Source organism: Streptomyces sp. NPDC050636 (assembly GCF_040654775.1).
Taxonomy (GTDB): Bacteria; Actinomycetota; Actinomycetes; order Streptomycetales; family Streptomycetaceae; genus Streptomyces.
In genome coordinates this window covers 353,136-375,190 of record NZ_JBFAIP010000001.1, presented here as the reverse complement: position 1 = coordinate 375,190, position 22,055 = coordinate 353,136, and the positions used below count along the sequence as shown (strand labels likewise).

Below are 22,055 nucleotides of genomic sequence, written 5' to 3'. Positions count from 1 at the left end.
CCGGAGCGTCCTGATAGCGGAGCTATTGGGACGTTTCGGCAACGCCGCGAGGTGCCGTGCCAGACGCCGCGGGCCCGGCCCTGACCCATCGGACAGACCCTACGACTCCAGCCAGGCGTCGACGCCCGTCAGCAGGCGCTGCCGCTCGTTCTCGGGGGCCCGGGAGGCGCGGACCGACTGACGGGCCAGCTCGGCCAGTTCGGCGTCGGTGAAGCCATGCGCGCTGCGGGCGATCTCGTACTGCGCGGCCAGCCGGGCGCCGAACAGCAGCGGGTCGTCCGCGCCCAGCGCCATCGGCACCCCGGCGTCGAAGAGCGTGCGCAGCGGCACGTCCTCCTGCTTCTCGTACACGCCCAACGCCACATTCGACGCCGGGCACACCTCGCAGGTCACCCCGCGCGAGGCCAGCCGGCGCAGCAGCGCGGGATCCTCCGCCGCCCGTACGCCGTGCCCGACCCGGCCGGCGTGCAGATCGTCCAGGCAGTCCCGCACGCTCGCCGGCCCCGACAGCTCACCGCCGTGCGGCGCGGCCAACAGACCGCCGTCCCGGGCGATGGCGAAGGCCCGGTCGAAGTCCCGGGCGAAACCGCGGCGTTCGTCGTTGGACAGGCCGAAGCCGACCACGCCCTGATCGGCGTAGCGCACCGCGAGCCGCGCCAGCGTCCGGGCGTCCAGCGGGTGCTTCATACGGTTCGCGGCGACCAGGACGCGGATGCCCAGGCCGGTGTCGCGGGAGGCGCGGTGGACCGCGTCCAGGATGATCTCCAGCGCCGGGATCAGCCCGCCGAGCCGCGGTGCGTACGAGGTCGGGTCGACCTGGATCTCCAGCCACCCCGACCCGTCCCGGACGTCCTCCTCGGCGGCCTCACGCACCAGCCGCTGGATGTCCTCCGGGGACCGCAGACACGACCGGGCGATGTCGTACAGCCGCTGGAACCGGAACCAGCCGCGCTCATCCGTGGCGCGCAGCTGGGGCGGCTCGCCGCCCCGGAGCGCCTCCGGCAGATGCACGCCGTATTTGTCGGCCAGCTCCAGCAGGGTCGTGGCCCGCATCGAACCGGTGAAGTGCAGGTGCAGGTGGGCCTTCGGCAACAGGCTCAGGTCTCGAACAGCGGCTCCGCCGCGGGCACGAACGCTCTCCATCTGCAGATCTTGCCGCATGTACCCGGCCGGCCGGTAGGGCCTTTCCCGAAGGGGTGTCCGGGAGAACGCGCGAGCGGGCCGGAACATGTCCCGGCCCGCTCGCACTGAGGCTTCAGCAGGTGGCCCTACTTCGCTTCCGCCAGCAGCTTCTGGAGGCGGGACACGCCCTCGACCAGGTCCTCATCGCCCAGCGCGTACGAAAGCCGCAGGTAGCCGGGGGTGCCGAAGGCCTCGCCCGGGACGACGGCGACCTCCGCCTCCTCCAGGATCAGCTCGGCCAGCTCGACGCTGGTCTGCGGGCGCTTGCCGCGGATCTCCTTGCCCAGCAGCTCCTTCACCGACGGGTACGCGTAGAACGCGCCCTCCGGCTCCGGGCACAGCACACCGTCGATCTCGTTGAGCATCCGCACGATCGTCTTGCGGCGCCGGTCGAAGGCGGTCTTCATCTCCTCGACGGCGCTGAGGTCGCCGGAGACCGCCGCGATCGCCGCCGCCTGCGCGACGTTGGAGACGTTGGAGGTGGCGTGCGACTGGAGGTTCGCAGCGGCCTTGATGACGTCCTTGGGGCCGATCGCCCACCCGACGCGCCAGCCGGTCATCGCGTACGTCTTCGCCACGCCGTTGACGACGATGCACTTGTCCCGCAGCTCGGGAACCACGACCGGCAGGGACGTGAACTGGGCGTCGCCGTAGACCAGGTGCTCGTAGATCTCGTCGGTCAGCACCCACAGGCCGTGCTCGGCGGCCCAGCGCCCGACCGCCTCGACCTGCTCGCGGGTGTAGACCGCGCCGGTCGGGTTCGACGGTGAGACGAACAGCACCACCTTGGTGCGGTCCGTACGGGCGGCCTCCAGCTGCTCCACGGTCACCCGGTAGCCGGTCGTCTCGTCCGCGACCACGTCCACCGGCACACCGCCCGCGAGGCGGATCGACTCCGGGTAGGTGGTCCAGTACGGCGCCGGGACGATGACCTCGTCACCCGGGTCGAGGATCGCCGCAAACGCCTCGTAGATGGCCTGCTTACCGCCGTTGGTCACCAGGACGTTCGCGGCCTCGATCTCGTAGCCGGAGTCGCGCCGCGTCTTCTCGACGATCGCGGACTTCAGCTCGGGGAGGCCGCCGGCCGGGGTGTAGCGGTGGAACTTCGGGTTGCGGCAGGCCTCGACGGCCGCCTCGACGATGTAGTCGGGCGTGGGGAAGTCGGGCTCACCGGCGCCGAAGCCGATCACCGGGCGCCCGGCGGCCTTGAGGGCCTTTGCCTTGGCGTCGACGGCGAGGGTGGCGGACTCGGAGATCGAACCGATGCGGGCCGAGACCCGGCGGTCGGCAGGGGACGATGCGGAAGGAGTTGCAGCGCTCATAAAGGCATCGTCGCAGACCGCCGATGGGCCGGACACACGGGTTTGCGGGCACCACCCGGGACGTTTCTGTTCGACGCCCGGCTCCGAAGCACGTACACTCGCTGACCGTTGGCCTCCAACAGGCCGCGGCCCACGCACTTAGTGCAGTCGGCCGCATGCGGTAGGTTGGGGGAACCACAAAGGGTCGTAGCTCAATTGGTAGAGCACTGGTCTCCAAAACCAGCGGTTGGGGGTTCAAGTCCCTCCGGCCCTGCTACACGCACTCACCACAGTGCGTGCACGCGTACGTATGAAATGCACCGCCGTGCGGCTCAACCGGGCGCGGCACGGCCACGACCCGGATTCAGGTGAGGACGAGTGACGGACGCCCTGGGCTCCATCGACATGCCTGAGCGCGGTCGTTCCGAGGACGAAACCGCGGAATCCCAGAAGAAGGCCCGTCGCGGCGGCAAGCGCGGCAAGAAGGGCCCCTTCGCGCGTCTCGCGCTCTTTTACCGCCAGGTCGTGGCGGAGCTCCGCAAGGTCGTCTGGCCCACGCGCAACCAGTTGTCGACGTACACCAGCGTGGTGATCGTCTTCGTTGTCATCATCATCGGTCTCGTAACCGTGATTGACTTGGGTATCAACCGAGTCGTCGGGTACGTCTTCGGCTGATCCCGCGGAGGGCGCCTCAGCGGGCGCCCTTTCGCATGTTCAACCCCTTGAAGCAAGGAAGAAGCAGCCACGTGTCTGACCCGAACCTGAACGACGCCACCGAGCCCGTCGCGGCTGCAGAGGCCGACGTTGACGAGGCCGTCTCGGCCGAGGTCGAGGGGGACGCTGCGGACAGTGGCGGCCACGAGGACGCCGCGGACATCGTCGAGGACGCCGAGGGCGCCGACGAGACCGACGTCGAGGACGCCGCTGCCGGTGAGCCCGCGGAAGAGGCCGCCGAGGAGGAGGAGCAGGAGCCGGTCGACCCGGTGGCCGCTCTCCGCGACGAGCTGCGGCACCTGCCCGGCGAGTGGTACGTCATCCACACCTACGCGGGTTACGAGAACCGCGTGAAGACCAACCTTGAGCAGCGTGCCGTTTCGCTGAACGTCGAGGACTTCATCTTCCAGGCCGAGGTGCCGCAGGAAGAGGTCGCCCAGATCAAGAACGGCGAGCGCAAGACCATCCGCCAGAACAAGCTCCCGGGCTATGTGCTGGTGCGGATGGACCTGACGAACGAGTCCTGGGGCGTCGTCCGTAACACCCCGGGTGTCACCGGATTCGTCGGCAACGCCTACGACCCGTACCCGCTGACCCTGGACGAGATCGTCAAGATGCTCGCGCCGGAGGCAGAGGAGAAGGCCGCCAAGGAGGCCGCCGCGGCCGAGGGCAAGCCGGCGCCGTCCCGCAAGCTTGAGGTCCAGGTGCTGGACTTCGAGGTGGGCGACTCCGTCACCGTCACCGACGGCCCGTTCGCGACGCTGCAGGCGACGATCAACGAGATCAACGCCGACTCGAAGAAGGTCAAGGGCCTCGTCGAGATCTTCGGCCGCGAGACTCCGGTCGAGCTCAGCTTCGACCAGATCCAGAAGAACTAGGTTCTTCCGGACCACCAGCCACCGACCAGGTCAGACGGGCGCCACTGCCGGTCTGACCTGCTCGGTTTTTGGCCGCGCGACTATACCCGTTATCGTTGTGCGGTATGCCTCCATCCGGATGACCGGATTGCGGGGCGAACCAACTCTCACTAGGACCCGGAGAGAGCATGCCTCCCAAGAAGAAGAAGGTCACGGGGCTTATCAAGCTCCAGATCAGCGCCGGCGCGGCCAACCCGGCTCCGCCGGTCGGCCCCGCGCTGGGCCAGCACGGCGTCAACATCATGGAGTTCTGCAAGGCCTACAACGCCGCGACCGAGTCGCAGCGTGGCATGGTCGTGCCGGTGGAGATCACGGTCTACGAGGACCGCTCCTTCACCTTCATCACCAAGACCCCGCCGGCCGCGAAGCTCATCCTGAAGGCCGCAGGCGTGGAGAAGGGCTCCGGCGAGCCGCACAAGACCAAGGTCGCCAAGATCACCGAGGCGCAGGTCCGCGAGATCGCCACCACCAAGATGCCCGACCTGAACGCCAACGACCTGGACGCCGCGTCGAAGATCATCGCCGGCACCGCCCGTTCCATGGGCATCACGGTCGAGGGCTGATCCCAGCCCCTTTTGGCACCCCGTGGCAGGGCCAGGCGCTGGCCCGCACCACGACTCCATCTCCATACCTCAGGAGCAGCAGTGAAGCGCAGCAAGACTCTTCGCAACGCGGACGCGAAGATCGACCGGGAGCGTCAGTACGCCCCGCTCGAGGCCGTCCGTCTCGCCAAGGACACCTCCCCGGCCAAGTTCGATGCGACCGTCGAGGTTGCCATGCGTCTGGGCGTCGACCCGCGCAAGGCCGACCAGATGGTCCGTGGCACCGTGAACCTTCCGCACGGCACCGGTAAGACCGCCCGGGTCCTGGTCTTCGCGACCGGTGACCGTGCTGCGGCCGCGGAAGCCGCCGGCGCCGACATCGTCGGCTCCGACGAACTGATCGACGAGGTCTCCAAGGGCCGTCTGGACTTCGACGCCGTCGTCGCCACCCCGGACCTCATGGGCAAGGTCGGCCGCCTCGGCCGCGTGCTCGGTCCGCGTGGTCTGATGCCGAACCCGAAGACCGGCACCGTCACCCCGGATGTCGCCAAGGCTGTCACCGACATCAAGGGCGGCAAGATCGAGTTCCGCGTGGACAAGCACGCGAACCTCCACTTCATCATCGGCAAGGTCTCCTTCGACGAGACCAAGCTGGTGGAGAACTACGCCGCGGCGCTGGAGGAGATCAACCGTCTCAAGCCGTCCGCCGCCAAGGGCCGCTACATCAAGAAGGCCACCATCACCACCACGATGGGCCCTGGCATCCCGCTGGACGCCAACCGCACCCGCAACCTCCTCGTCGAGGACGAGGCCGTCTGATCTCTTTGATCGACGCCTCATAGCGCGCGAGTACGTCGTCAGGCCCCGCTTTCCTTATGGAAAGCGGGGCCTGACGCGTTCCGTGTCGGTCCTCTGGACTACAGTCACCCCCGAGGTCCATACAGGAGATTCAAAGGGGGAGCCTCAAGTGCGTAGCACGCGTATTACCGCCGCTGTGGCGGGAGTTGTCATGCTGGTGGGCGGTCTCACCGCTTGTAACGGCGGCAAGGACGACAACGGCGGCAGCAGCAGTAGCAGCGGCGGGAGCGACGCCGCGGGCAAGGATTCGCAGCCCAAGAGCCCTCTGGACCAGCTGAAGATGGTCTCGCAGCAGACGAACGGCAAGCACTCCGCGAAGATCGACGGCACGGTCAAGAACGGTCCGGCGGAGCAGTCCATGAAGGGCGCGATGGACTGGGCCAACGGCATGAACATGGCCGTCGACATCACGCAGAAGGGCGCGGCCGGGTCCGGCAAGCCCATGAAGGCGCTCTACACGCCCGACGCGATGTACATGAACATGGGCATGCCGATTCAGGGCAAGTCCTGGATCAAGTACGACTACGACGTCATGGCCAAGAAGATGGGCGCGGCCGGCGCGCTCATGAAGGACATGATGCAGAACAACAACCCGAGCAGGTCGGTGGACATGCTCATTGCCTCGAACAAGGTCAAGGAAGTCGGCAAGGAAGACGTCCGCGGCGTCCAGGCGACCCACTTCACCGGCACGCTCGGGGTGGCCGAGCTGGCCCGCATGCAGTCCAAGAGCGTCAGCGAGGCGGACCTCAAGTCGCTGGAGAAGCAGCTGGAGCTGTCCGGCGCCAAGACCGAGACCATCGACCTGTGGATCGACTCGGACAACCTGCTCGTCAAGAAGCGCGAGCAGATGGACGGCAAGACCCCGTACGACTCCACGGTCTTCTACTCGGACTACGGCACCAAGGTCTCGGTGACCCCGCCGCCGGCCAGTGAGACGACGGACTACAAGTAACCAGCAGCAGGGGAGCGGGGGCGTCGCGCCCCTGCTCCCCTGATTTGCCTGATCGCAGGCCGTTCCCGTACCGTATCCAGGAAGCCAAAGACCGCTGGTTGTCTCTGCGCGTCCGATCTCGGGCGTGTGGTGGCCGAAGGATCCGCTAGCTGCGGACGGCCTGCGCAGGTATGTATGAGTCGAACTCCCGGATTCCGTCCGGTCGAGTCACGCCCCGTGCGCCTGCGCCGGGGCGTTTGTTTTGCCCAGCCCCTTCTGCGCGGTCCTCATCACCCGGAAGGAGGCCGAGGCTCATGGCGACGTCTGACAAGAACGCAGCCGTTGCGGAGATCACTGAGAAGCTCCGTGACTCCAACGCAGCTGTTGTGACTTCTTACACCGGACTGACTGTGGCACAGCTCAAGGAGCTGCGTCGTTCTCTCGGCGAGAACGCTCAGTACCGTGTGGTGAAGAACACGCTGACCAAGATCGCGGCCAAGGAGGCCGGGATTCAGCTGGACGAGCACCTCAAGGGCTCGACCGCTGTCGCCTTCGTGACCGGTGACCCGGTCACGGCGGCGAAGGGTCTTCGTGACTTCGCCAAGGAGAACCCCGCTCTCGTCATCAAGGGCGGTGTCCTTGACGGCAAGGCGCTGACCGCCGACGAGATCAAGAAGCTTGCGGACCTTGAGTCCCGCGAGGTTCTGCTCGCCAAGCTGGCGGGTGGCATGAAGGCGTCCATGGCTAAGGCCGCGGCGACCTTCCAGGCCCCCCTCACGAAGTTCGCCCGCACCGCGGACGCGCTTCGCAGCAAGGTCGAGCAGGGCGGTGCCGGTACGCCGGCTCCCGCCGAGGCTGCCGAGTAATCACTCGCTGGCCCAGCGGGCCCGTACGCCCGCCATTCATGTACATCCGGCACCAGCCGAATTAGTGGAAGGACCGCCACCATGGCGAAGCTCAGCCAGGAAGACCTGCTCGCGCAGTTCGAGGAGATGACCCTCATCGAGCTCTCCGAGTTCGTGAAGGCGTTCGAGGACAAGTTCGACGTCGAGGCCGCCGCCCCGGTCGCCGTTGCCGCCGCCGGTGCCCCGGGCGCCCCGGCCGCCGAGGCCGAGGAGCAGGACGAGTTCGACGTCATCCTCACCGGCGCCGGCGACAAGAAGATCCAGGTCATCAAGGTCGTGCGTGAGCTGACCTCCCTGGGCCTGAAGGAGGCCAAGGACCTCGTCGACGGCACCCCGAAGCCCGTCCTCGAGAAGGTCGACAAGGCCGCCGCGGAGAAGGCCGCCGAGTCCCTCAAGGGCGCCGGCGCCTCCGTCGAGGTCAAGTGACCTCACTGAGTCTCTGACTCACGTCCTGAGCGCCTCTGGCGCCACGTGGACACAGCGAAGGGCGATCACCCATGCGGGTGGTCGCCCTTCGGCGTGCTCGGCCACAGCTGCGTTGCCCCGCTCCGGCGTGCGAGTATGGTGATCTTCGTTGCCCGGACGTGCCCGCATGTGACGAGCTCCCAGAGGTGGGGGGCCTTGACGAACCGGACGCGGCGCGCAATTCTCGGGACGCGACACAGAAGCGATCCAGGGTCCGAGGCATGGATCGCCGACGAAGAGGGAAGCATCGGTGTGCGCCACTGGCGCAGGGCTTTCGGCAGGCGCAGGGCATTGGGCGTAGAGAAGAACAACGAGGGGTTCCTCCGGTACGGAGGGCTTGACCTCCCGGAGGGAGAAGATCGGTATCACGGCGCTGAACCGGTCTCCGGAAACTCGCTCTGGACATCAGTGTGCCAAGTGGCTACACTGACCCTTTGCGCTGCCTGTTAGCTGCTCCCTGCCCGTCACCAGGGGCATACCCGAGCCCGAGCATAGCTGGATGAACCGCCCTGACCTGGGCTTTCCCTCAGTCTGCTCGATTCGGGACCGGTACGCGCGTAGTGAGTCCGAGCCCTCGGAAGGACCCCCTCTTGGCCGCCTCGCGCAACGCCTCGACTGCCAATACGAACAACGGCGACAGCACCGCCCCGCTGCGCATCTCTTTTGCGAAGATCAAGGAGCCCCTCGGGGTTCCGAACCTCCTTGCGCTGCAGACCGAAAGCTTCGACTGGCTGCTCGGCAATGCCGCATGGAAGGGTCGCGTCGAGGCTGCGCTGGAGAGTGGGCAGGAAGTCCCCACCAAGTCCGGTCTCGAAGAGATCTTTGAAGAGATCTCCCCGATCGAAGACTTCTCCGGGTCGATGTCGCTGACGTTCCGCGACCACCGCTTCGAGCCCCCGAAGAACTCCATCGACGAGTGCAAGGAGCGCGACTTCACGTACGCGGCTCCGCTGTTCGTCACCGCCGAGTTCACCAACAACGAGACCGGCGAGATCAAGTCCCAGACGGTCTTCATGGGCGACTTCCCGCTCATGACGAACAAGGGCACCTTCTGCATCAACGGCACCGAGCGTGTCGTCGTCTCGCAGCTGGTCCGCTCGCCGGGCGTCTACTTCGACAGCTCCATCGACAAGACGTCCGACAAGGACATCTTCTCCGCCAAGATCATCCCGTCCCGGGGTGCCTGGCTGGAGATGGAGATCGACAAGCGCGACATGGTCGGTGTGCGCATCGACCGCAAGCGCAAGCAGTCCGTGACCGTCCTGCTCAAGGCTCTCGGTTGGACGACCGAGCAGATCCTGGAGGAGTTCGGCGAGTACGAGTCCATGCGCGCCACCCTGGAGAAGGACCACACCCAGGGCCAGGACGACGCGCTGCTCGACATCTACCGCAAGCTGCGTCCGGGCGAGCCGCCGACCCGTGAGGCCGCGCAGACGCTGCTGGAGAACCTCTACTTCAACCCCAAGCGCTACGACCTCGCGAAGGTCGGCCGCTACAAGGTCAACAAGAAGCTCGGCGGCGACGAGCCGCTCGACGCCGGTGTGCTGACCACCGACGACGTCATCGCGACGATCAAGTACCTGGTCAAGCTGCACGCCGGTGAGACCGAGACGACCGGTGAGTCCGGCCGGTCGATCGTCGTCGAGACCGACGACATCGACCACTTCGGCAACCGTCGTCTGCGCAACGTCGGCGAGCTCATCCAGAACCAGGTCCGTACGGGTCTGGCCCGTATGGAGCGCGTCGTGCGTGAGCGCATGACCACCCAGGACGTCGAGGCGATCACGCCGCAGACCCTGATCAACATCCGGCCGGTCGTCGCCTCCATCAAGGAGTTCTTCGGCACCAGCCAGCTGTCCCAGTTCATGGACCAGACCAACCCGCTGTCGGGTCTGACCCACAAGCGCCGTCTGTCGGCGCTGGGCCCGGGTGGTCTGTCCCGCGAGCGGGCCGGCCTGGACGTCCGTGACGTGCACCCCTCGCACTACGGCCGCATGTGTCCGATTGAGACCCCTGAAGGTCCCAACATCGGTCTGATCGGCTCGCTGGCCTCGTACGGCCGGGTGAACGTCTTCGGCTTCATCGAGACGCCCTACCGCAAGGTCATCGACGGCCAGGTCACCGAGGAGGTGGACTACCTCACTGCTGATGAGGAGGACCGCTTCCTGATCGCGCAGGCCAACGCGCCGCTGACCGAGGACATGCGGTTCGCCGAGCAGCGTGTGCTGGTCCGCCGCCGCGGCGGCGAGGTCGACCTCGTCACCGTCGAAGAGGTCGACTTCATGGACGTCTCGCCGCGCCAGATGGTGTCGGCCGCGACCGCCATGATCCCCTTCCTTGAGCACGACGACGCCAACCGCGCGCTCATGGGATCGAACATGATGCGCCAGGCGGTTCCGCTGATCAAGGCGGAGTCCCCGCTGGTCGGCACCGGTATGGAGTACCGCTGCGCGGTCGACGCCGGTGACGTCATCAAGGCGGAGAAGGACGGTGTGGTCCAGGAGGTCTCCGCGGACTACATCACCGTCGCCAACGACGACGGCACGTACACCACGTACCGCGTCGCCAAGTTCACCCGCTCCAACCAGGGCACCTCCTTCAACCAGAAGGTCGTCGTGGACGAGGGCGCGCGGGTCATCGAGGGCCAGGTCCTCGCCGACGGTCCGTCCACGGACGAAGGCGAGATGGCGCTCGGCAAGAACCTGCTCGTGGCGTTCATGCCGTGGGAGGGCCACAACTACGAGGACGCGATCATCCTGTCGCAGCGCCTCGTGCAGGACGACGTCCTCTCCTCGATCCACATCGAGGAGCACGAGGTCGACGCCCGTGACACCAAGCTCGGCCCCGAGGAGATCACCCGGGACATCCCGAACGTCTCCGAGGAGGTCCTCTCCGACCTCGACGAGCGCGGCATCATCCGTATCGGTGCCGAGGTCGTCGCCGGCGACATCCTCGTCGGCAAGGTCACGCCCAAGGGTGAGACCGAGCTGACCCCCGAGGAGCGCCTGCTCCGCGCGATCTTCGGTGAGAAGGCGCGCGAGGTGCGCGACACCTCGCTCAAGGTGCCGCACGGTGAGATCGGCAAGGTCATCGGCGTCCGCGTCTTCGACCGCGAAGAGGGCGACGAGCTGCCCCCGGGCGTGAACCAGCTGGTCCGTGTCTACGTCGCGCAGAAGCGCAAGATCACCGACGGTGACAAGCTCGCCGGCCGCCACGGCAACAAGGGCGTCATCTCGAAGATCCTGCCGGTCGAGGACATGCCGTTCCTGGAGGACGGCACCCCGGTCGACATCATCCTCAACCCGCTGGGTGTCCCGTCCCGAATGAACCCGGGACAGGTCCTGGAGATCCACCTGGGCTGGCTCGCCAGCCAGGGCTGGAAGGTCGAGGGCGTCGACGAGGAGTGGAAGAAGCGTCTGCACGCGATTTCCGCCGACGAGGTCGCCCCCGGCTCCAACGTCGCCACCCCGGTGTTCGACGGTGCGCGCGAGGACGAGATCTCTGGTCTCTTCGAGTCCACGATCCCGAACCGCGACGGCGAGCGCATGGTGAAGGGCTCCGGCAAGGCGCGGCTGTTCGACGGCCGCTCCGGCGAGCCGTTCCCGGACCCGATCTCCGTCGGCTACATGTACATCCTCAAGCTCCACCACCTGGTCGACGACAAGCTGCACGCGCGTTCGACCGGTCCGTACTCGATGATCACCCAGCAGCCGCTGGGTGGTAAGGCTCAGTTCGGTGGCCAGCGCTTCGGTGAGATGGAGGTGTGGGCGCTGGAGGCTTACGGCGCCGCGTACGCCCTCCAGGAGCTGCTGACGATCAAGTCCGATGACGTGACCGGCCGCGTGAAGGTCTACGAGGCCATCGTCAAGGGCGAGAACATCCCCGAGCCCGGCATCCCCGAGTCCTTCAAGGTGCTCATCAAGGAGATGCAGTCCCTGTGCCTCAACGTGGAGGTGCTGTCCTCGGACGGCATGTCCATCGAGATGCGCGACACCGACGAGGACGTCTTCCGCGCCGCGGAGGAGCTCGGTATCGACCTGTCCCGGCGCGAGCCGAGCAGCGTCGAAGAGGTCTGACGGGTCTGGCCGGGGCCTTGTGATCCAAGGCCCCGGCTAACCCCGGACCCCCAGTCAGACCAAGATTGAGACTCGACCCTGGCAGCCACAATTGTCGGGGGAACCCCCGAAGGTGGGATTGACGACAGTGCTCGACGTCAACTTCTTCGACGAGCTGCGGATCGGCCTCGCCACTGCTGACGACATCCGTCAGTGGTCGCACGGCGAGGTCAAGAAGCCGGAGACCATTAACTACCGCACCCTCAAGCCCGAAAAGGACGGACTCTTCTGCGAGAAGATCTTCGGTCCGACCCGGGACTGGGAGTGCTACTGCGGTAAGTACAAGCGCGTCCGCTTCAAGGGCATCATCTGCGAGCGCTGCGGCGTCGAGGTCACTCGCGCCAAGGTGCGTCGTGAGCGGATGGGCCACATCGAGCTGGCCGCTCCCGTTACCCACATCTGGTACTTCAAGGGCGTGCCGAGCCGGCTGGGCTACCTGCTGGACCTCGCGCCGAAGGACCTTGAGAAGGTCATCTACTTCGCCGCCTACATGATCACGTGGGTGGACGAGGAGCGCCGTACGCGTGACCTGCCCTCGCTGGAGGCGCATGTCTCCGTCGAGCGTCAGCAGATCGAGCAGCGCCGCGACTCCGACCTGGAGGCCCGCGCCAAGAAGCTCGAGACCGACCTGGCCGAGCTGGAGGCCGAGGGCGCCAAGGCCGATGTGCGCCGCAAGGTGCGCGAGGGCGCCGAGCGCGAGATGAAGCAGCTGCGTGACCGTGCGCAGCGCGAGATCGACCGTCTCGACGAGGTCTGGAACCGCTTCAAGAACCTCAAGGTCCAGGACCTGGAGGGTGACGAGCTTCTCTACCGCGAGCTGCGTGACCGCTTCGGCACGTACTTCGACGGCTCCATGGGTGCTGCTGCCCTGCAGAAGCGCCTGGAGACCTTCGACCTGGAGGAGGAGGCCGAGCGCCTCCGCGAGATCATCCGTACCGGCAAGGGCCAGAAGAAGACCCGTGCGCTCAAGCGCCTCAAGGTCGTCTCCGCCTTCCTGCAGACCCGCAACAGCCCCAAGGGCATGGTGCTGGACTGCATCCCGGTGATCCCGCCGGACCTGCGTCCGATGGTGCAGCTGGACGGTGGCCGCTTCGCGACCTCCGACCTGAACGACCTGTACCGCCGTGTGATCAACCGCAACAACCGCCTCAAGCGTCTCCTTGACCTCGGTGCCCCCGAGATCATCGTGAACAACGAGAAGCGGATGCTGCAGGAGGCCGTCGACGCGCTGTTCGACAACGGCCGCCGCGGTCGCCCGGTGACCGGTCCCGGTAACCGTCCGCTGAAGTCCCTGAGCGACATGCTCAAGGGCAAGCAGGGCCGCTTCCGTCAGAACCTGCTCGGTAAGCGAGTCGACTACTCGGCGCGTTCCGTCATCGTCGTCGGCCCGCAGCTCAAGCTGCACCAGTGTGGTCTGCCCAAGGCCATGGCGCTGGAGCTCTTCAAGCCGTTCGTGATGAAGCGCCTGGTCGACCTGAACCACGCGCAGAACATCAAGTCGGCGAAGCGCATGGTCGAGCGCGGCCGCACGGTCGTCTACGACGTGCTCGAAGAGGTCATCGCCGAGCACCCGGTGCTGCTGAACCGTGCGCCCACCCTGCACCGTCTGGGCATCCAGGCCTTCGAGCCGCAGCTGGTCGAGGGCAAGGCCATTCAGATTCACCCGCTCGTCTGCACCGCGTTCAACGCGGACTTCGACGGTGACCAGATGGCCGTCCACCTCCCGCTGTCCGCGGAGGCCCAGGCCGAGGCCCGCATCCTGATGCTGTCCTCGAACAACATCCTCAAGCCGGCCGACGGCCGTCCGGTCACCATGCCGACCCAGGACATGGTGCTCGGCCTCTTCTTCCTCACCACGGATGAAGAGGAGCGCAAGGTCATCGGCGAGGGCCGGGCGTTCGGCTCGGCCGCCGAGGCGATCATGGCGTTCGACGCCAAGGAGCTCTCGCTCCAGGCGAAGGTCGACATCCGCTTCCCGATCGGCACCGTCCCGCCCCGCGGCTGGACCCCGCCGGTTCCGGAGGAGGGCGAGCCCGAGTGGCAGCAGGGTGACAGCTTCCGGCTGCGTACGACCCTGGGCCGCGCGCTCTTCAACGAGCTGCTGCCCGAGGACTACCCGTTCGTCGACTACTCGGTGGGCAAGAAGCAGCTCTCCGCGATCGTCAACGACCTGGCCGAGCGCTACCCCAAGGTCATCGTGGCGGCGACGCTCGACAACCTGAAGGCGTCCGGTTTCCACTGGGCGACCCGTTCCGGCGTCACCGTCGCCGTTTCGGACATCGTCGTCCCGGAGGCCAAGAAGGCCATCGTCAAGGGCTACGAGGCCCAGGACGAGAAGGTCCAGAAGCAGTACGAGCGCGGTCTGATCACCAAGGACGAGCGCACGCAGGAGCTCATCAACATCTGGACCAAGGCGACCAACGAGGTTGCCGAGGCGATGAATGAGAACTTCCCGAAGACCAACCCCATCTTCATGATGGTGGACTCCGGTGCTCGCGGAAACATGATGCAGATGCGTCAGATCGCGGGTATGCGTGGTCTGGTGTCCAACGCCAAGAACGAGACCATCCCGCGGCCCATTAAGGCGTCGTTCCGTGAGGGTCTGTCCGTGCTGGAGTACTTCATCTCCACGCACGGTGCCCGTAAGGGTCTGGCGGACACCGCCCTGCGTACCGCCGACTCCGGCTACCTCACCCGTCGTCTGGTCGACGTCTCCCAGGACGTCATCATTCGCGAGGAGGACTGTGGCACGGAGCGTGGCCTCAAGCTGCGGATCGCCTCGAAGGACGCCTCCGGTGTCCTGCGCAAGGCGGACGACGTCGAGTCCAGCGTCTATGCACGCATGCTGGCCGAGGATGTCGTCGTCGACGGCAAGGTCGTCGCCCCGGCCAACGTCGACCTCGGTGACGTGCTCATCGACGCGCTGGTCAACGCGGGCGTCGAAGAGGTCAAGACCCGTTCGGTCCTGACCTGTGAGTCCGCGGTCGGCACCTGTGCCTTCTGCTACGGCCGTTCGCTGGCCACCGGCAAGCTGGTCGACATCGGTGAGGCGGTCGGCATCATCGCCGCCCAGTCCATCGGTGAGCCCGGCACCCAGCTGACGATGCGTACCTTCCACACCGGTGGTGTGGCCGGTGACGACATCACCCTGGGTCTGCCGCGTGTCGTCGAGCTCTTCGAGGCCCGTACGCCCAAGGGTGTCGCCCCGATCTCGGAGGCGGCCGGCCGCGTCCGGATCGAGGAGACCGAGAAGACCAAGAAGCTCGTCGTCACCCCGGACGACGGCAGCGACGAGACGGCCTACGGCGTCTCCAAGCGTGCCCGTCTCCTGGTGGGCGAGGGTGACCACGTCCAGGTCGGCCAGCCGCTGACCGTGGGTGCGATCAACCCGCACGACGTGCTGCGGATCCTCGGCCAGCGTGCCGTCCAGGTCCACCTGGTCGGCGAGGTCCAGAAGGTCTACAACAGCCAGGGCGTGGCGATCCACGACAAGCACATCGAGATCATCATCCGGCAGATGCTGCGCCGTGTGACGATCATCGAGTCCGGCGACGCGGAGCTGCTGCCGGGCGAGCTGGTGGAGCGCACGAAGTTCGAGGGCGAGAACCGTCGGGTCGTGGCGGAAGGCGGCCACCCGGCCTCCGGCCGTCCGCAGCTGATGGGTATCACCAAGGCTTCGCTGGCCACCGAGTCGTGGCTGTCGGCGGCGTCCTTCCAGGAGACGACCCGGGTGCTCACCGACGCGGCGATCAACGCCAAGTCGGACTCCCTGATCGGCCTCAAGGAGAACGTCATCATCGGTAAGCTCATCCCGGCCGGTACGGGCCTGTCCCGCTACCGCAACATCCGGGTCGAGCCCACCGAGGAGGCGAAGGCCGCGATGTACTCGGCCGTCGGTTACGACGACATCGACTACTCGCCCTTCGGCACCGGCTCCGGCCAGGCGGTCCCGCTGGAGGACTACGACTACGGTCCGTACAACCAGTAAGCGCCAAAACGCTCAGCAGGGCGGTCACCCCACTCGGGGTGGCCGCCCTGCGGCGTTGGGGGCCGGAGAGTGCCGGGCGAGGGGTCAGCCGCGGGGCCGCAGATAGGGCTCCAGGTGATGCAGACGGGTGTGGTGGTCCGGGTGCGAGGACAGCAGGCTGGCCAGGAAGCCGGGGCGGTGGGCCGGGGCGCCGGCCTGCAACGCCGCCGACTCGGCGGCCCTTTCCTCGGTGTGCATCGCGACCAGCACCTCGCTGAGCATCGGGGCGAAGCCGAGCGCCGCGGCATGCCGGTCGGCCCGCAGCTCGGCGCGTCGCCCCACCGCGGCGATCAGATATGGGGCGATCAGCAGCGGCAGCACGATGAACCAGACGGAGAAGGTCAGGAACACCACGAACGATCCGGCCACCAGGAAGATCACGCCGGTCGCGGCCGGCGAGATATGGCGGGCGACCAGGAGCGCGAAGCGGGTCGCCGAGCGCAGCGCCGACCAGGCCAGCCGGCCGGGAAGCGCGTACCAGTAGCCCAGTAGCGAGGACCAGGCGTGGCCGCCGGTGTGGTGCCCGAGTTCATGGGCGAGTACCGCGGCCAGCTGGCCGTTGGGCAGATGGTCGAGGGAGAAGCGGGTGACGCCGACGATGTGCCCGGCGGCCGCCAGCGCGTTGAGGTCGTCGCTTTCCTCGACCCAGAGCTCGTACGTCCGGCCGTCCACGCCGGCGCGGGCGGTCACCTCCTGCCACACGGGGGCCAGTTGGTCACGTTCCTGGAGTGTGGGATAGCGCAGGCCCAGGACATGGCGGGCGAAGAAGCTCTCCGTCGGCCGGTGGAAGGCCAGTGCGCCGGAGGCGATCCACAGCACGGTGGGCAGCCAGCCGAGGTCGGGGAGCAGGAGGTAGGAGACGCCCGCGACCAGGGCCAGGCTGCACACGAAGCCCGGGACATGGAGAAGCAGCTGGCCGACGGTGGTGGCATCGGCGCCGCGCTGCTGTTCCTTGAGATGGACCCGGCGCTGGGCGAAGGCCATGTCGTGCGGATGGGGCGGCTGGGCGGGACCGGAGCCGGGAGACGGCGAACCGTGTGAATCCAGGGGTGTGGCTGCCTGGTCCTGAGGTGGAGCGGTGGGGTACGTGGGTGCGGACGTGGGGTATTCGGGTGCGGGGTGCGGATCGGCGTCGGGGTAGCGAGGCCGGGGCGGGTTCGGCATGAGAGCGGGTTCCTTTTCCCAGGTCAGCCGAGGAGGAACGCCCCAGGCAGCAGCAGTGAGCCGGCGCAGAACGCGCCCAGTCCGATGCGTATCCATCGGTGCTTGCTGCCGACGATGCGGCTGTTCTCCATCAGTGCGTTGATGAGTGCCGCGGTCGGATCGCGCTCGGTGTCCGCGAGCGCGCGGGCCAACTCGTGCTGTTCCGCGGCACGTTGGATGTCTCCGAAGTAGGCGACCGGCTGTCCCGGCTGCCAGTGGCTGGTGCGGTAGCGGGGCAGTACGGCCATGAGGAGGGCGACCAGCGAGACGATCAGGGCTCCGGCGCCCAGCCACCAAGCGGCGGCCGCCGGCGCGGGCAGGGCGGATGGCCGCCAGCCACGCGCCGTCAGTACCCCGCCGAGCAGGCCCGCTGTCATACCGAGCGCGCCGACCAGTACCGATGCCTTGCTGTCGGCGCGCGCGATCTCGCCGCGCAGGTCTTCGAGCAGCCGGATGCCGGTTGCGGTGCCGGCGGTCGGCGGGGCGGCGGTGGACGGTCCGGTGGTCATGGCGGCAGGGCCTCCTTGAAGTGGTCAGTGCTGCGGGGGCGGGGCGTCTTCGAGCGCGTCGGAGCCGGTGTCCGCCTTGTCCAGTGAGGGTGGTGCCGACGGGGTGCCGTGCGGGGGCGGGCCGTAGTGAGGCGTTCCGTACGAAGGGGGATTCCCGTATGTGCCCGGACCGGGCGGTACGTACGGTGGGTGTGCGGGCGGCGGCGGAACATGCGGAACCTGGGGCTCCATCTCCGGTGGCCTGGCCGGCGCCGGTCCGTTCGCCACCCCCGGCAGTCGCTGGTTGAGGATGTCGTTGAGCGTCCGCAGGGCGACCCGCTTCGGCTCTTCGAGCTCGTACTCCTCGGCGGCGTCCCCCTTGATGATCTCCGTGGCGAGCTCCATCTGGCTCTTGATGAGGATCAGCTGGTCCTGCCGCAGGTTCTCCATGACCAGCCGAGAGTCTTCGGGGTGCTGCGAGAGGTGGAAGGCCCAGGCGGCAACCCCCTCCTGCTGCAGGTAGTACTGATAGAAGTGGATCTTCTCCGCCTCGATCTGCTGTAGTTCGACCTGCTGTCTGCCCTGGAGCAGCGCGTGCTCATGCACGAGGTTCTGTTGCTGCATGACCAGGTCGTGCTGCTGTCGTCCCTGCTCCAGGGCGCGGTGGGTCTGCAGCCGGTCCTCGCGCATGCGCAGCTCGTGTGCGGGCGTCAGCTGCTCATCGGCGTAGCGCAGCGAACGCAGCTCCTGGTGGTGCGCGATGGCGGCGTCGTCGAGTCGCAGGCGTACGTCGCAGGTCACTCGCAGCCCGATGGCGGCGGCCCCGAGGACGTCATCGGTGTCCAGCGCCTCCTGGACGGCCCGTTCCGCGGCGGGGCTGTTCTCGATGGGATGGCGGCGGGTGACCGGCCGCAAGCGCTGCCGGATGCGACGGGCGAGAAACGCCGGTACATCGCGTTCACGGCTCGTGACGAAACCCGCGGGGTCCTCGACCTGCCAGGTGATGTCGGCCGCGGCACCGAATTCGAAGGCGTCGTCGTCGCTGGGCAGTGCCAGCTCCATCTGCAGCTGATGGATGCCGGTGTCCACTTCGTAGACGGCTGTGTAACGGCCCGCTGCGAGCTCCGCCCGGCTGGGCCGGCGGGGCGGCATGAAGGTGTCGTGGCCGCCCTTGCCGTTGACGAAGACAAGCGCGTTGTCGATACGGGTGAGGGTCTTGCGCGCGGCGTACTCGAAGCGCCCCAGCTGCCGGACGGTCAGCACGGGGTCGGTCAACTGCGTATGGCGGTCGGCCTGTTGATCCCACTCGGGCGGCCGTCGGAAGTCCGGCACGGGTCAGCTCCTTGTGGTGGAGAGGGCGGGCGTGAGGGCGGCGAGCAGCCGGGTGGCGACAGGCGGGGGCGGTCCGCCGTGCTCACCGGGGAGGGTGCGCAGCAGATGGCTGAGGCGCTGGCGGTCGGGGCCGGTGACGGCCAGCGAGGGGAGCAGGGTGGCCAGGGCAGCTTCGGATACCGGGTCGGTGTCGGCCTGCTGCACCCAGACCCGGAGCCTGTCGAGCGCGGTACCGGTGTGCGTACGGTCGCCGAGCGCGGCCCGCCAGAGGGTGACCAGGTGCCGGTCGTCCTCAGACCCGGCTGCCTCAGTGGCGCGGACGTGCCACGCCAGCAGGGCGGGCCGACCCCCTTCCTCGTCGTCCTCGGTCTGTTTGCACGCTTCCAGGAAAGCCCGCAGCGCGAGGCCGCGTACCGACTGCTCGTCCTGGAGGAAGCCCGCCAGTCGGCTCAGGACCACGGGGCCGGCGCCGGAGAGCAGCAGCACAGCGGTGGACTCGACCAACTCCTCGGCCTCTTCCTCATCGGGATCGCCGGGATCCATATCCCGCGCCGCCCCGGACAGCGCGGCCAGCGCCTCCTCCGGGATCTCCGGGCCGAGCAGTGCGTACGCGCGGATCGCGGTCCAGCGGATCCGGCCGTTCTCCTCGGTGCACCAGTCGTGCAGGATGCGCGGGATGTTCGGGGTGCCGAGCAGGTGCGAGAGGGTGAGGGCGTTGGCTGCGGCCAGGCAGAAGCGGTAGCGCCGGGCGGCGGCCCAGGGCTCGATGAGCAACGCCATGGCGGACGGCAGATCCGCGGCGGCCAGAACCGCCGCCGTGGCTGCGGCCCGGTTGCGCACCAGCGGCCGGCCGTCCTCCGCGAGGTGCTTGAGCCATCGGACCAGAGCGGGCCGGGACGACGGGTGGCCCGTCCACACCTCGATGAGCAGCGCCATCGGCGTGCGATCGTCCAGGAAGGCGGACTTCATCTGCCGGACCGGGCCCCACTCGGTGTGCTCGTTCTCGGGATAGCGGCGTGCGCGAGCCAGCTGGAGGCGCTTGGCGATGGAGGTGCCGAAGACGGGGATCTTGGCACGCAGTCCGCCCTCCTCGATGTTCAGGAGAAAGCCGTACAGCAGGTCGCTCAGCTCCGCGGTCAGGGCGTACGGCCCTTCGTCGAACGCCGCGAGCGCCACCAGAAACGCCTTGTCGTGCAGCGAAACGTTCCCGTCGTCGAACCATTCCTGGACCTGCCGCTCGACCGTGGTCAGGCTGAAGCGGTCCAGCTCTTCGGCGCTCGTCTCGCCCCTGGCGTACGCGGCCAGCGCCTGGGCGAAGGCGACGACCTCGCGCAGCTGGTGCTCGCGGGTGAGGAAGTCTCCGGTGGCCGCCAACCCCAGCAGTTCCCGGGACTGGTCTTCGGTCACCATGGCGTCCAGGTGTGCCTGCAGCACCGCATTCGGCGCGGGCGGCTGCCACTTGGTGGTGCGTACGGTGTCCTCGAACACGGTGTGCGGCCCAGCGGTGATCACGAGATATCCGCCGTGCTCGGCCAGCTTCTCCTGCACGGCCCGCAGATGGGACTCGCGCAGCGGCTGGTTGCGGTGCGTGGTCAGATCGCCCAGCAGGAAACCCTGGGAGCCGCCGAGTTGATGGGCGAGGGCCGTGGGGGAGGTGTCAGGGTCAAGGATGCGTACGGGCGAGGCCCCGACCTGGTGCAGGAGATTCAGCGCCGCGGTACGGCGTCCGGTGAAAGGGGCCCCGGTCAGCACCACCACGCGCTCGGTACGGAGCAGTTGCAGGGCGGTATCGAAGGTCTCGCATCCTGCGAAGAGGCCGGTCAGCCGCTCCAGGACGTCCTGCGGCAGATCGCCCGAGGCGTATGCGGGGCCGCCAGCGCCCACGTAGTGGATCTCGGTCTTGCTGCCCATGATCACGTCACCGACGACCTGGCCGCCGCTGACCGCATGCTGATCGCCGCCCACCAGCGAGCCACCGATGGCGGCGGAGCTGCCGAGCATGATTCCCGGGCTGTGGTGCCACAGGTCGCGGCGGGCACTCCAGACGTCCTGTGGTGCGTCGGTCTCCTCGGCCGGTTCGGTGCCGGCCTCCGGGGCGGGAGCCTCCGGGGCCTCGCCATCCGGCCGGCCCGCAGGCTGGTCTGTGCCGGCGGGCTGTTCCTCGGCAGGTCCGGGGTGGCTCATCGGCGGTCACCTCCGCCACCGAGGTGCACATCGCCGTGGTTCGTCCCGCTGGAGACGCCGTGCTGGTCGCCGGCCACCATGCTGCCGCCGAAGGACGGGGCGCCCCCGAAGAAGTTGAACGTCACGCCACGGCCGGCGCCGCCGGTGCCGGCCGGTGTCTGCGAAGAGCGGCCGGGGACGCCGCCCGTGGTCTGCTCCGCAGCGCCTCCCGGGGACCCGCTCTCCTCTTCCTCCGGCACGGGTCCGTGCAGCCACGCCGTGAGCGTGCCCTCCTTGACCGCCACTTCGATCCGGTGGAAGTCGTCGCGGGGCACCCCGAGGTGTCCGTGCCGTACGACGCCCCAGTACACCGGGTCCGAGACACACAGCACGCAGTCCTCGCCGGTCCGCTCGCGCAGTGCCCGGCGCAGTACACCGGCGTCCAGCAGTCGGCACGCCTCGTTGAGGTCGTGGCCGACGATGCCCCCGGTCACCCCCTCCCGCGGGTCGTGGGCGACTTCGCCGGAGGCCAGCACGATCCGCAGCCGCATCTGCGTGCTGCTGGCCGCGAGCCGGTTGTAGTGGTGCAACAGGCCGGGGGTGGTGGTGAGCAGGGTGCGCAACAACCCGGTCTTGGAGATCTCCGAGCTGATCAGGGCGATCACCCCGTCGCCGCGGTCCTCGCGGTACTGCCGGGTCTGTTCCACCCCGGCGTCGGCCAGGGTGTCCTCGACGATGTCGTACAACTTCCGTCGCAGGAACGCCTGTTCGACGTCGTCATGCCCCCCGAAGCGCTCGATGTCGAAGAGCAGGATGGTGTGGTGAACGGGCTCGCTCATGGTCGCCTCTCGCCGGCTCGTACGTCACTGGAGCACCGTGACGTACGAGCGGCGGGAGGCGGGAGGAATGAAG

The 22,055-nt window shown here is 67.8% G+C and carries 16 protein-coding genes and 1 tRNA gene; 10 read left to right on the top strand and 7 right to left on the bottom strand.

Annotated elements, in window-relative coordinates; translation table 11 throughout:
* Window positions 1–99 precede the first annotated feature (99 nt).
* The gene (locus AB0I10_RS01825; protein ID WP_363150269.1) at window positions 100–1,143 is read right to left on the bottom strand and encodes an adenosine deaminase; all 1,044 of its coding nucleotides are present in this window, start codon (window positions 1,141–1,143) and stop codon (window positions 100–102) included.
* A 125-nt stretch (window positions 1,144–1,268) separates the two neighbouring features.
* Window positions 1,269–2,504 carry a pyridoxal phosphate-dependent aminotransferase gene (locus AB0I10_RS01820; RefSeq protein ID WP_363150268.1) on the bottom strand — a complete coding sequence of 412 codons (1,236 nt, stop codon included), beginning with the start codon at window positions 2,502–2,504 and terminating at the stop codon, window positions 1,269–1,271.
* A gap of 180 nt (window positions 2,505–2,684) precedes the next feature.
* On the opposite strand from AB0I10_RS01820, the gene AB0I10_RS01815 reads away from it, so the two are divergent.
* The 10 genes from AB0I10_RS01815 to AB0I10_RS01770 all read left to right on the top strand — a co-directional run bounded on the left by AB0I10_RS01815 (window position 2,685) and on the right by AB0I10_RS01770 (window position 15,918).
* Window positions 2,685–2,757, top strand: a tRNA-Trp gene (locus AB0I10_RS01815).
* Between the two features lie 104 nt (window positions 2,758–2,861).
* The gene (gene secE / locus AB0I10_RS01810) at window positions 2,862–3,158 is read left to right on the top strand and encodes a preprotein translocase subunit SecE (RefSeq protein ID WP_363150267.1); all 297 of its coding nucleotides are present in this window, start codon (window positions 2,862–2,864) and stop codon (window positions 3,156–3,158) included.
* 71 nt (window positions 3,159–3,229) lie between these two features.
* Window positions 3,230–4,075: a transcription termination/antitermination protein NusG gene (gene nusG / locus AB0I10_RS01805; RefSeq protein WP_363150266.1), complete on the top strand. Its 846-nt coding sequence runs from the start codon at window positions 3,230–3,232 to the stop codon at window positions 4,073–4,075.
* Between the two features lie 167 nt (window positions 4,076–4,242).
* Window positions 4,243–4,677: a 50S ribosomal protein L11 gene (gene rplK, locus AB0I10_RS01800; RefSeq protein ID WP_127151674.1), complete on the top strand. Its 435-nt coding sequence runs from the start codon at window positions 4,243–4,245 to the stop codon at window positions 4,675–4,677.
* A gap of 81 nt (window positions 4,678–4,758) precedes the next feature.
* On the top strand, window positions 4,759–5,475 hold the full coding sequence (gene rplA, locus AB0I10_RS01795) for a 50S ribosomal protein L1 (RefSeq protein ID WP_363150265.1): 717 nt from the start codon (window positions 4,759–4,761) through the stop codon (window positions 5,473–5,475).
* Window positions 5,476–5,623: 148 nt separating this feature from the next.
* Entirely contained in the window at window positions 5,624–6,466 is an 843-nt protein-coding gene (locus AB0I10_RS01790; RefSeq protein ID WP_363150264.1) for a hypothetical protein, read from the top strand.
* Window positions 6,467–6,759: 293 nt separating this feature from the next.
* Window positions 6,760–7,311, top strand: coding sequence for a 50S ribosomal protein L10 (gene rplJ / locus AB0I10_RS01785; protein ID WP_363150263.1), 552 nt, complete (start codon window positions 6,760–6,762; stop codon window positions 7,309–7,311).
* A gap of 81 nt (window positions 7,312–7,392) precedes the next feature.
* Window positions 7,393–7,776: a 50S ribosomal protein L7/L12 gene (gene rplL, locus AB0I10_RS01780; RefSeq protein WP_136741289.1), complete on the top strand. Its 384-nt coding sequence runs from the start codon at window positions 7,393–7,395 to the stop codon at window positions 7,774–7,776.
* A 629-nt stretch (window positions 7,777–8,405) separates the two neighbouring features.
* Entirely contained in the window at window positions 8,406–11,891 is a 3,486-nt protein-coding gene (rpoB, locus tag AB0I10_RS01775; RefSeq protein WP_363150262.1) for a DNA-directed RNA polymerase subunit beta, read from the top strand.
* A gap of 127 nt (window positions 11,892–12,018) precedes the next feature.
* On the top strand, window positions 12,019–15,918 hold the full coding sequence (locus AB0I10_RS01770; protein ID WP_363150418.1) for a DNA-directed RNA polymerase subunit beta': 3,900 nt from the start codon (window positions 12,019–12,021) through the stop codon (window positions 15,916–15,918).
* Between the two features lie 84 nt (window positions 15,919–16,002).
* Here AB0I10_RS01770 and AB0I10_RS01765 read toward each other — a convergent pair whose 3' ends face one another.
* Genes AB0I10_RS01765 through AB0I10_RS01745 form a run of 5 tightly spaced genes read right to left on the bottom strand, consistent with a single transcriptional unit; the run spans window position 16,003 to window position 21,982 of the window.
* On the bottom strand, window positions 16,003–17,121 hold the full coding sequence (locus AB0I10_RS01765; RefSeq protein ID WP_363150261.1) for a M48 family metalloprotease: 1,119 nt from the start codon (window positions 17,119–17,121) through the stop codon (window positions 16,003–16,005).
* A 23-nt stretch (window positions 17,122–17,144) separates the two neighbouring features.
* Window positions 17,145–17,669, bottom strand: a complete 525-nt coding sequence (locus AB0I10_RS01760; protein WP_363150260.1) for a Pycsar system effector family protein — start codon at window positions 17,667–17,669, stop codon at window positions 17,145–17,147.
* 24 nt (window positions 17,670–17,693) lie between these two features.
* Window positions 17,694–18,980 carry a PE-PGRS family protein gene (locus tag AB0I10_RS01755; RefSeq protein ID WP_363150259.1) on the bottom strand — a complete coding sequence of 429 codons (1,287 nt, stop codon included), beginning with the start codon at window positions 18,978–18,980 and terminating at the stop codon, window positions 17,694–17,696.
* Between the two features lie 3 nt (window positions 18,981–18,983).
* Complete coding sequence (locus AB0I10_RS01750) at window positions 18,984–21,164, bottom strand: hypothetical protein (protein WP_363150258.1); 2,181 nt, start codon at window positions 21,162–21,164, stop codon at window positions 18,984–18,986.
* Entirely contained in the window at window positions 21,161–21,982 is an 822-nt protein-coding gene (locus tag AB0I10_RS01745; protein WP_363150257.1) for a hypothetical protein, read from the bottom strand. Before AB0I10_RS01745 ends, AB0I10_RS01750 begins: the two co-directional genes overlap by 4 nt.
* Window positions 21,983–22,055: the final 73 nt, after the last annotated feature.